This window comes from Alphaproteobacteria bacterium (genome assembly GCA_030740435.1).
Classification (GTDB): Bacteria; Pseudomonadota; Alphaproteobacteria; order UBA2966; family UBA2966.
Genome location: JASLXG010000063.1, coordinates 1 through 10,113 on the forward strand (window position 1 = coordinate 1; position 10,113 = coordinate 10,113).

Sequence of the window (10,113 nt, forward strand, 5' to 3'; positions counted from 1 at the left end):
CGGCCAAATCATCAAATCGGGGCTGCCGAATGACCGCAGAGCAAAATTCCTTCCATCGGTGGTCGGGTTCGCCTACGATTTGCTACGATACGAATGCTATCTGGGAAATATCGGATTACTACACTGGCAGTGAATGGAAGAAGAGCAGTTCCAAGAATTGACGCAACCCTGGTTTTGGTCAGACGAATCGCGATCCCGTGGTCTGTATGAACTGGGAAGATGCTAAGGCTTATGTCCGGTGGTTGAGCGGCAAGACGGGGAAGGGTTCGCGCCCGAGCCTTGCGCCCCCGACGGCCGCATGCATTTCGCGGTGACGGAGCGCAACCGGGGACCCATCCTCGAGGTGCTGCAAGAAGTCCTGGCGCCCGGTCTGGTATTGGAAATCGCCAGCGGCACCGGCCAGCACGCCGTGCATTTCGCGGCCGCGCTGCCCCGCCAGATCTGGCAGCCCAGCGATCCCGACCCGGCCATGCGGGCCAGTATCGCCGCCTGGCGCCACCACGCGGGCCTCGACAACCTGCTGGACCCCCTTGGCCCTCGATGCCGCAGCGGACTGGCAGCTCGACGGCACGCCCGTGGCGCTTGAGCCCGTGGCGCTTGAGCCCGTGGCGCTTGAGCCCGTGGCTCTGGTTGCCATCAACCTCATCCACATCTCGCCCTGGTCGGTCTGCCGCGGCCTGATGCGGAATGCCGGCCGGCTGCTGGCGACCGGCGGCCAGGTGGTGCTGTATGGGCCCTTCCGCCGCGAGGGCCGGCACACGGCGCCGAGCAATCGCGACTTCGACGCCTCACTGAAGGCCAAGGACCCGGCCTGGGGGGTGCGTGACCTGGAGGCGGTCAGCGCCGAGGCGGCGGGAAATAGCCTGGTGCTCGCCGAAATCGTCGAAATGCCGGCCAACAACCTGACTGTGGTCTTTGATAAAGCTTCCGCTCCCTGAACTGTGCTAAAATCCGTCGCCCCGATCGCGGATTTGCTGGTGTGGTGCTGGGATGGTGATATTCGTTACGTGGCTGGTCAGCAGCGTCGTCGTTTTCCTGCTTCTGGTCAGGTTGCGCGAGGGGCGCCTGCACCGCCATATCCGGCTGGGCGACATCGATTGGAAGGCGGTGGCGGTACTGGCCGCCCTGGCCGGCCTGCTGCCGGCCTTTGCCGTCGACCTCTATCGCGGCCGTGACGTCGAGGTTCCGCCCGGCGTCGCCGAGCACCCGCTGGAAAAGAAAAAAGCCGACAACGGCAAGCAGTAGACGGTAGCCCTTGCCTTCAGGCGGGATCGCGACGTTCGCTGTCGGCGGCCTCCAGAGCCGCCTGGATGGCCGGGCAGACTGCCCGCACCGCCTCGAAATCGCGAAAGGCCAATTCGTAGATCGAGCACGGTGTGACGGCGCGGCAGGTGGCGGCACGCGGGGTACCATTCAGCAGCGCCATCTCGCCGATGAAGTCGCCGGCCATCAGGGTGCCGAGTTCTTCCTCGCCGGCGCCCCCCTCACCCCCCTGGCGCGAGGCCCGGACCACGCCGCGGGCAATGAGAAAGAGCGAACGATCGCGACCACCCTCGCGGATTACCGTCCGGCCAGCCGGCAGGGTGCGCAGCTTGAGCACCTCGGCGACGCGGGCATATTCGCTTTCCGGGGTCTCGGCGAAGAAGGGCACCTTGCGCAGCAGCTCGGCCGGATCGGCCGCCAGCGCCGCCGCATCGCGGCCGCGCAGCGCATGGGATTCGGCCTCCAGCCGGGCCAGCATCTCCTGGGCCACACCGGCAGCGATCGAGCCCGCCCGCACCTCGCCCTGGATGACCTCGGATTCGGCCGCCAGCATCAGCCGCCAGGCCAGGCGTTCCTGCATCAGATTGACGAATTCGGGGTACTGGGCCGCGGTCTCGTCGATGGTGGTCAGCGCGGTATCGTGCCAACGCTGGTACTGGTTGCGGACCTCCTCGACCAGCCCCAGGTTGCCGGCCGCGAAATCGGGATTTTCGAGCTGGTCGAGGATCTGGCGGCTGACCCGGTAGCGGCCCCAGGCGCGTTCGTAATCGGCCGCGATGCGGTCGCGCCTGAGTTTCTCGGCCCAGCCCCGGAAGCCACCCAAAAGCTCGGCCAGATGGGTCAGGCCCTGGTGCAAAGTGCGCGTCCACAAGGCCCGCGTGGTGACCTCGGGCAAGCGCCCGCTGTGGCGCAACTCGGCGCCCTGCAGATCGATGGAATGGCAGAGCTCGCGATAGCTCTGCTCCGAGAGGTGGCCCTGGTCGAAAAGCTGGTAGTAGGTCTGCTTTTCCATGGCGAACAGGCGGGCGTAAAAGAGCCGGCGCTCGACCTCGGCGCCGAGCTCCCTGCGGCGCAGCGCCTCGAGCTCGCGGCGCTGCTCGGCGATGCCGCTGTGCAGACGCTGGTTGAGGCCCTCGGCCACTCGTTCCGAAAGCAAGCCGCCGCGGCGTAACTCGGGCACCCGCTCCCAGGCCCGGCGCATGGCCGCCAACAAGCCCTCGACGCGGGCCACGCGATCCTCCAGCGGCGGCTTGTCGAGACCCAGGCGCTGCACCAGCCACTCGATGGTCAGGCCCTGAACGAACAGCGTGAACAGCACCGCCCCCATGACCAGCGCCACGAACAGCTCGGCGTGGACGAAGTCGCCCAAACTCAGCGCCAGCGCCAGGCCGATGGCGCCGCGCAAGCCCCCCCAGTACATCACCGCCTGATAGCCCCGATCGATGCGCTCGGCGCCCGGCAGCCGGCCGACCAGCGGCACCAGGCCGAAAATCACCACGGCGCGCGACAAAAGCATGGCCGCCAGCACCCAAGCCAGCAGGTCGATGGCTTCGTAAAGCGCCCCCAGATTGACGCTCAATCCGACCAGCAAGAAGATCAGTGCGTTGGCCACGAACGCCATGTATTCCCAGAAGTGCTCGAGATAGCCCACCACCGAGGGCGAGATCTTGGCCCGCCCCCAACCGCCCAGCGTGACCCCTGCCGCCACCACCGCCATGACGCCGCTGACGTGGAAAACCTCCTCGGCCACCAAGAACGAAAGGTAGGCCAGCACCGTGGTGAGCGTAATCTCGATGGAGACGTCGCCGCGCACCCGGCCCAACAGCCAGCCGAACCCCAGCGCCGCCAGCCAGCCCACCAGGGCGCCGCCTAGGAAGACCACGAAGAAGCCGGCGACGTCGAGAAAGGCGCCCAACGGCGTGAAAAAATAGCCGCCCACGGCGACGCCCACCAGGATTCGCGTCAGCACGATCGAGGTGGCGTCGTTGAACAGGCTCTCGCCCTCGACCAGCACGGTAAGCCTGAGGGGAGCGCCGAGCTGGCGAAACAGCGCCACCACGGCGACCGGATCGGTGGCGCTGAGGATGGCGCCCAGCAGCAGCGCCGAGGCCAGGTCCAAGGGCGTCACCAGCCACAGCAGCACACCGATCAGGCCGGCCGTGACCAGCACGCCCGGGATGGCCAGCGTCAGCACCGGCAAGAGGTTGTGGCGCAGCTGCCGGGCATCCAGGTTGAAGGCCGATTCGAAAATCAGTGTCGGCAGGAAAACGAAAAGAATGGTCTCGGGCGAGACCGAGAAGCCGGCGAACGAGCCCAGCCAGCCCGGGGCCTGGGCGAAGATCTGGGCCAGGCCGATGCCGACCAGCACCAGGGCCACCGTGAAGGGCAGCTTGATGCGCTTGCTCAAGGCGAGCGTGCCGGCCGCCACCAGCAGCAGCGCCACGACGATGGTGACCAGTTCGACGGTGTGCAGCGTGGCCTGCATGGTGTCTCCCGTAGCCCCCCGCCGCACATTGTGTCCGACCGGCGGGGCCAGGTAAACGCCTGACGCACCAGGCTCAACTCGGTTAAAGTTGGCTGGCGACAATTTCCGCGGCAAAAAAAGGCAACCCCGCAATGAGCAACTCCACCCTGCGCCAGATGGCCGACAACCGCGAGGCCAAATTCGGCACCGGCATCTTCGAATTCGACAGCCCCGGCATCGGCCATATCCTCAAGGCCGGCGGCGCCGAATACGCCTTCGTCGACTGCGAGCATTCGGGCTTCGGCCTCGACGCCCTCAAGCGCCTGTTGCGTTACATGGAGGCGGCCGGGCTGCCCACTTTCGTGCGGCCGCCGTCGCAGTCGAGCCACCACATCGCCACCTTCCTCGATGCCGGCGCCGAGGGCCTGATGCTGCCCATGGTTTCGACGGCCGACCAGGCCCGGGCCATCGTCGAGGCCATGAAGTACACGCCAGAGGGATCACGCGGTGTGGCCTTGGGCATCGCCCATGACCGCTACGCCCCGGGTCCGGTGCTGGAGAAGCTCGACGCCGCCAACCGGCGCACAGTCTGCCTGGTGCTGATCGAGACCAAGGAAGGCATCGCCAACGTCGACGAGATCGCCGCTACCGACGGCGTCGACGTGCTCTGGATCGGGCACTTCGACCTGAGCTGCAGCCTGGGCATCGCCGGTCAGTTCGAACACCCGGATTTTCTTGCGGCGGTGGATCGTGTGGTGGCCGCCGGCCGGGCCCACGGCAAATCCCTGGGGCGCATGGTGAGCAACATCGAGGACGGCGTGGCGCTGAATACCCAGGGCTTCGACTTCATCTGCTATTCCGGCGACCTCTGGCTGCTGCAGGAGGCCTTGCGAACCGGTATCGGGGAGCTGCGCCAGCGCTGCGGCTGAGCGTTAACCGTAATTTTGCTGATTGCGGCTAAGATTCGGGCACCAACAGCGCCGAAGCCGAGGCCGTCATGAAGTTGCCGAAAAAGGCTGTCCCCATTGTCGCCCTGGCGGCGTTTTTCCTGCTGCTCGCCGGACCGCCCTCGGAGGCCGAGGAAAACGCCCAGCAGGTCGCCAAGCAGTGGCTCGCCCTGATCGACCGTGGCAATTATGGCGAGGGCTGGGAACAGGCGGCGCCCTACCTGCAAAACGCCGTCAAAAAGGACGATCTCGTCCGGGCCCTGAAAGCGGTGCGCAAGCCGCTGGGTTCCGTCGCGTCGCGCCGCCTGCAATCGGCCCAGCCCACCACCAGCCTGCCCGGCCTGCCCGACGGCGAATACGTGGTCATCCAGTACCACACGGTCTTCGCCAAGAAGAAGAAGGCGGTCGAGACCATCACGCCGATGCGCACAGGCGACGGCACTTGGCGCGTGGCGGGGTACTATATTCGCTAGAATTTAGAGGTTTCCAAGAGGCGCCGGGCCAGCCGCTCTTGCCGCCGGCCCGTGCGGGCGCGACAATCGCCCCCTGGTTCCATCGGCGAGGCGGGCCCATCATGAAAATCTCCGAAATCAAGACCTACGTCGTCGGCAACCCGCCGCCGCACCGCGGCGGCCCCTACTTCGTCTTTCTCAAGCTGGTCACCGACAACGGCATCAAGGGCTGGGGCGAGGTCTACGGCGTGCCCTTCGGCCCCCACCTGGTGGCCGCCATGATCGAGGACGTGGCGGCGCGCCATGTCATCGGCGCCGACCCCTTCAAGATCGAGCGGCTGTGGCGCCTGATCTATTCCTCGGGCTTCAGCCAGCATCCCGACCTCTCGCTGGTGGGCGTGCTCAGCGGCCTCGAGATGGCGTGCTGGGATATCGTCGGCAAGGCGCTAGACCAGCCCGTCTACAACCTCTTGGGCGGCCGCGTCCACGAGACGCTGCGGTCGTATACCTATCTCTACCCGGCGCCCGAGGACATGCCGTCGCCGACGGGCGATGAAAGCGACGCCATGGCCATCGCCGAGGCCTTCGGCGACGCCGAAATGGCGCCGCGGCGCGCCGCCCACTACACCGCCCAGGGTTTCACGGCGATCAAGTTCGATCCCGTCATGCCCATGGGGGCCTTCGATCCCCGGCAGTTGTCGCTGGCGGCGCTGGACAACGCCGAGCTGGTAATACGTAACTTGCGCGAAGCGGTGGGCGGCGAATGCGACCTGCTGGTCGGCACCCACGGCCAGATGACGACGTCGAGCGCCATCCGCCTGGCGCGGCGCCTCGAGCCCTTCGATCCGCTGTGGTTCGAGGAACCGGTGCCGCCCGAGAACACCGTCGAGATGGCCCGCGTGGCGCGCCACACCTCGATCCCCGTGGCCTCGGGCGAACGCCTGGCCACCAAGTACGAGTTCGCCCGTCTGTTGCAGGACCAGGCCGCCGCCATCCTGCAGCCGGCGCTGGGCCGCGTCGGCGGCATCCTCGAGGCCAAGAAGATCGCCGGCATGGCCGAAACCCACTACGCCCAGATCGCACCCCACCTTTATTGCGGCCCCATCGAGGCCGCCGCCAACATCCAGATTGCCACCTGCAGCCCCAACTTTTTGATTCAGGAAAGCATCGAGACCTTCGGCGGCTTCCACGCCGAAATCCTGACGAATCCGCTGGTTTGGCAGGACGGCCGCATCGTTCCGCCGACCGAGCCCGGCCTGGGCGTCGAGCTCGACGAAGCGGTGGCGGCGGCGCACCCCTACCAGGGCCCGATCTTTCCTGAAATGGGCGAAGAGCCGCTTTAGGATTGGAAAAAGTGGCCGCAATCGCCTAGAACGACGCCGACGCGACGACGTATCACGCTGCCCCGCCGCCTCCGCCATAGCGAGGGTGGCCAGCAAAACAAACCCTGTGGGTTTTTTCCGGAGACATAAAGAATGGTTGCGAGAGATCTGATGGCCTCCAAGGGACCGGCCGTCTTCGCCGTCGGCAAGGATCAGCCGATAAAAGACGTGATCGGCCTCTTGTCAGGCATGGGCATCGGCGCCGTGGTGGTCAGCGACGACAACCGGAACCTCGACGGCATCCTTTCGGAGCGCGACATCCTGCTGGCGCTGGACGAGCGCGGCGCCGAGGTCCTGGAATTGCGGGCCGGCGATCTGATGACCGCCGACGTCGTCACCTGCAACGGCGAAACCCTGGCGGCCAAGGTGCTGGCCACCATGGTCGATTACGGCGTGCGCCACCTGCCGGTGGTGGGCGAGGACGGCCTGGAAGGCATGATCAGCATGCGCGACGTCGTGCAGTTGCGGCTTTCGGTCCTGGAAAACGAGGTCGAAAGCCTGCGCCGGCAATTGCAGGAAGGGCCGCAAGCGGCTTAATAGACGCCAAATTGATTGCGCGGGAGCACGGCGATGCACTTCGGATTGACTGAAGAACAGCAGATGATGCAGGACGTGGCGAAGAACTTCGCCGAAAACGAAATCCTGCCCAACCTCGAGGACGACGAAGCCAACCACAGATTTCGCCCCGAGGTTCTCAAGAAGATGGGCGAGCTCAGCTTCTTCGCCTGCGCGCTGCCGGAGGAATATGGCGGCAACGGCTTCGGATTCCTGGAATCGGTAATTCTGGCCGAACAGATCGCCCGGATCTCGGGCTCCTGGCGCGTGCCCTTCAACATGCAGAACCTGGGGCCCCCCGTGACCGTGGCCAAGTACGGCACGGACGAACAAAAGCGAACCTTCATTCCCGGCTGGGTCAGCGGCGAGAGCATTGGTTTCTTCGCCATGACCGAACCCAATACCGGATCGGACGTGGCCAGCATGGGCACCACGGCCACGGACCAGGGCGACCACTGGGAGCTGAATGGCCAGAAGATGTGGATCTCCAACGCCCACGTCGGCGATTGGGGGCTCCTCTACGCCTTCACCGACAAGAGCCAGAAGCACCGCGGCATGACCTGTTTCATCATCAATCTCAAGGAAACCGAGGGTGTCACCACGTCGGCCATCGAAAGCAAGCTTGGCCTGCATTGCGCGCCGACCGGCGAGATCGTCTTCGACGGGGCGAAAATTCCCAAAGATTCCGTGCTGGGCGAGGTCGGCCAGGGCTTCCAGATCTGCATGTGGCAGCTCAACAACACCCGCATCGGCTGCGCCGCCGGGGCCATCGGCATCGCCGGCGGCGCCACAGCCGCGGCCATCGACTACGCCAACACCCGCACCCAGTTCGGCCAGAAGATCGGCGCCTACCAGATGGTCCAGGCCCAGATCGCCGACATGGTGGCGGAGCACGAAGCCGCCCGCCTGCTGGTCTACCGCGCCGCCTGGCTCAAGGACCAGGGGCTGCCCAGCCAGCACGAGACCTCGATCGCCAAGCTTTTCGCCTCCGAGGCCGCCGTCCATGCCGCCAGCGAAGGCATGAAGATCTTCGGCAGCTACGGTTATTCCACCGAGTATCCGGCCCAGCGCTTCCTGCGCGACGCCCATTCGCTGAGGGTGGTCGAGGGCACCAGCAACATCCAGAAGCTGATCATCTCGGGGATTTCCTTGGGCGACAAAGAAAACCGCTAGCTGCAAGTTTGATGAAAGCGACAGAATCCATGGCCAGGAAACAGACTCCGCTGCGTCCCTACTTCGAAAAGATGCCCGGCGTCGGCAAGCCGCTGAGCGAGGGCGAGATCCGGCGCTCGCAGGCCAACGTCGAGGCGATCCGCGAGCAGGAAGAGATCCTGGCGGCCGAGGCCGAGCGCGTCCGTAACGCCGGCATCCCAGCCGAGCGGGTCCACGACCGCGGCGGCCTGACCGTCTACGACCGGCTCGATTACCTGATCGACGAAGGCAGCTGGTGCCCCTTGCATTCGCTCTACAATCCCACCGACAACGAGGAAGGCTGCACCGGCGTGGTCAATGGGCTGGGCCGCATCGAGGGCAAGTGGGCCGTCGTCATCGGCTTCGACAACAAGGTCATGGCCGGGGCCTGGATCGCCGGCCAGGCCGAGAACATCCTCATGGTCACCGACCTGGCCAAGCGCTTGGGCGTGCCGCTGGTCTGGCTGACCAACTGCTCCGGCGTGAAATTGATGGAGCAAGAAGCGGTCTACGCCGGCCGGCGTTCCTCGGGCGCGCCCTTCTACCGCCACGCCGAGCTCAACCGCCTGGGTATTCCCATCCTCAACGCCATCTACGGCACCAACCCGGCCGGCGGCGGCTACCAGGGCATCAGCCCGACCATCCTGTTGGCCCACGACAAGGCCAATATCGCGGTCGGCGGTGCCGGCATCGTCGGCGGCATGAACCCGCGCGGCGAGGTCGACGTGGAAAGCGCCCTGGCGCTGGTTGAGGCCTCGCGCGGCGTGCGCGCCAAGCCGCCGGGCCGGGTCGAGACCCATTTCGACCAGACGGCTTATTTTCGCGAGGTACACGAGGACGAAACCGGCGTGCTGGACGGCCTCAAGGACTACATGCGCATGCAGCCGGCCTTTGATCCCGCCATGTTCCGCGTGGCCCAGCCGGCCGAGCCGGCTTATCCGGCCGAGGACTTGAACCTCATCCTGCCCGCCGCCCAGAAGCGGCCCTACGACGCCGAACAGATCCTGGCCCGCCTGGTCGACGCCAGCGAGTTCATGGAATACCGCCCCGATTACGGGCCCGAGGTCTTCACCGGGATAGCAAAAATAGACGGCTTGCCCGTCGCCTTCATCGGCAACCGCCAGGGCGTATTTCCGGAATATCCCGAATACGCCGACGGCGCCTACCCCGGGGTCGGCGGCAAGCATTATCGCCAGGGCCTGATCAAGCAGGGCGAGTTCGTCACGCTGTGTGGCCGCGACAACCTGCCCATCGTCTGGCTGCAGGACACCACCGGTATCGACGTGGGCGATGCGGCCGAGGAAGCCGAGCTTTTGGGCCTGGGCCAGGCGCTGATCTATTCCATCGAGAAGAGCGACCTCGCCATGATGTGCATCGTGCTGCGCAAGGGCACGGCGGCGGCGCACTACATCATGGGCGGTCCCCAGGCCAACAAGAACAACGCCTTTACGCTGGGCACGCCGCTCACCGAGATCTACGTCATGCACGGCGAAACCGCCGCCGCCGCCTCGTACACCCGCCGCCTGGTCAAGGAACAGGATTCCGGCAACGACCTCGATCCGGTAGTCCATAAGATGAACGAGATGATCCAGGACTATCACGACAAATCCCGCCCGGCCTATTGCGCCAAGCTCGGTTTCGTCGACGAGATCGTTTCGCTGACCGGCTTGCGCCGCTATATCCAGGCCTTCGCCGGGGCCAATTACCAGAACCCGAAATCCATCACGCCGGTACACCAGATGCTGCTGCCCCGCACCATCCGCGGCTGAGGCATGTCGGAACTGATCCCGGGCCCCACCCGCTCCCCCTCCCAACCACCCATCAATGGTACCCTGTGGGTGGTTGGGAGGGGGAGCGGG

8 protein-coding genes and 2 pseudogenes are annotated in these 10,113 nt (G+C 65.7%); 9 read left to right on the forward strand and 1 reads right to left on the reverse strand.

Annotation, left to right across the window (positions count from 1 at the left end):
* The first annotated feature begins 164 nt into the window (after positions 1–164).
* The 3 genes and pseudogenes from QGG75_07310 to QGG75_07320 all read left to right on the forward strand — a co-directional run bounded on the left by QGG75_07310 (position 165) and on the right by QGG75_07320 (position 1,245).
* Positions 165–263, forward strand: a pseudogene (locus tag QGG75_07310) (SUMF1/EgtB/PvdO family nonheme iron enzyme).
* 35 nt (positions 264–298) lie between these two features.
* Positions 299–938, forward strand: a pseudogene (locus tag QGG75_07315) (DUF938 domain-containing protein).
* 55 nt (positions 939–993) lie between these two features.
* Positions 994–1,245, forward strand: coding sequence for a hypothetical protein (locus tag QGG75_07320; GenBank protein MDP6067045.1), 252 nt, complete (start codon positions 994–996; stop codon positions 1,243–1,245).
* Positions 1,246–1,261: 16 nt separating this feature from the next.
* On the opposite strand, the gene QGG75_07325 is transcribed toward QGG75_07320, so the two are convergent.
* Positions 1,262–3,748, reverse strand: a complete 2,487-nt coding sequence (locus QGG75_07325) for a cation:proton antiporter (GenBank protein ID MDP6067046.1) — start codon at positions 3,746–3,748, stop codon at positions 1,262–1,264.
* 131 nt (positions 3,749–3,879) lie between these two features.
* Here QGG75_07325 and QGG75_07330 point away from each other — a divergent pair, with 131 nt between their 5' ends.
* From QGG75_07330 to QGG75_07355, 6 genes are all read left to right on the forward strand, one after another.
* The gene (locus QGG75_07330) at positions 3,880–4,656 is read left to right on the forward strand and encodes an aldolase/citrate lyase family protein (GenBank protein ID MDP6067047.1); all 777 of its coding nucleotides are present in this window, start codon (positions 3,880–3,882) and stop codon (positions 4,654–4,656) included.
* A gap of 68 nt (positions 4,657–4,724) precedes the next feature.
* Complete coding sequence (locus QGG75_07335) at positions 4,725–5,147, forward strand: DUF4019 domain-containing protein (protein ID MDP6067048.1); 423 nt, start codon at positions 4,725–4,727, stop codon at positions 5,145–5,147.
* Between the two features lie 101 nt (positions 5,148–5,248).
* On the forward strand, positions 5,249–6,469 hold the full coding sequence (locus tag QGG75_07340) for a mandelate racemase/muconate lactonizing enzyme family protein (GenBank protein ID MDP6067049.1): 1,221 nt from the start codon (positions 5,249–5,251) through the stop codon (positions 6,467–6,469).
* 132 nt (positions 6,470–6,601) lie between these two features.
* Positions 6,602–7,045, forward strand: coding sequence for a CBS domain-containing protein (locus QGG75_07345; protein MDP6067050.1), 444 nt, complete (start codon positions 6,602–6,604; stop codon positions 7,043–7,045).
* A gap of 33 nt (positions 7,046–7,078) precedes the next feature.
* Positions 7,079–8,236, forward strand: coding sequence for an acyl-CoA dehydrogenase family protein (locus tag QGG75_07350; GenBank protein ID MDP6067051.1), 1,158 nt, complete (start codon positions 7,079–7,081; stop codon positions 8,234–8,236).
* Between the two features lie 29 nt (positions 8,237–8,265).
* Entirely contained in the window at positions 8,266–10,023 is a 1,758-nt protein-coding gene (locus QGG75_07355) for a carboxyl transferase domain-containing protein (protein MDP6067052.1), read from the forward strand.
* Positions 10,024–10,113: the final 90 nt, after the last annotated feature.

What these genes read in the sequence shown, in the direction of transcription:
- QGG75_07325 (MDP6067046.1), bottom strand. Translation starts at nt 3,748, where the DNA reads ATGCAGGCCACGCTGCACACCGTCGAACTGGTCACCATCGTCGTGGCG.
- QGG75_07330 (MDP6067047.1), top strand. Translation starts at nt 3,880, where the DNA reads ATGAGCAACTCCACCCTGCGCCAGATGGCCGACAACCGCGAGGCCAAA.
- QGG75_07335 (MDP6067048.1), top strand. Translation starts at nt 4,725, where the DNA reads ATGAAGTTGCCGAAAAAGGCTGTCCCCATTGTCGCCCTGGCGGCGTTT.
- QGG75_07340 (MDP6067049.1), top strand. Translation starts at nt 5,249, where the DNA reads ATGAAAATCTCCGAAATCAAGACCTACGTCGTCGGCAACCCGCCGCCG.
- QGG75_07345 (MDP6067050.1), top strand. Translation starts at nt 6,602, where the DNA reads ATGGTTGCGAGAGATCTGATGGCCTCCAAGGGACCGGCCGTCTTCGCC.
- QGG75_07350 (MDP6067051.1), top strand. Translation starts at nt 7,079, where the DNA reads ATGCACTTCGGATTGACTGAAGAACAGCAGATGATGCAGGACGTGGCG.
- QGG75_07355 (MDP6067052.1), top strand. Translation starts at nt 8,266, where the DNA reads ATGGCCAGGAAACAGACTCCGCTGCGTCCCTACTTCGAAAAGATGCCC.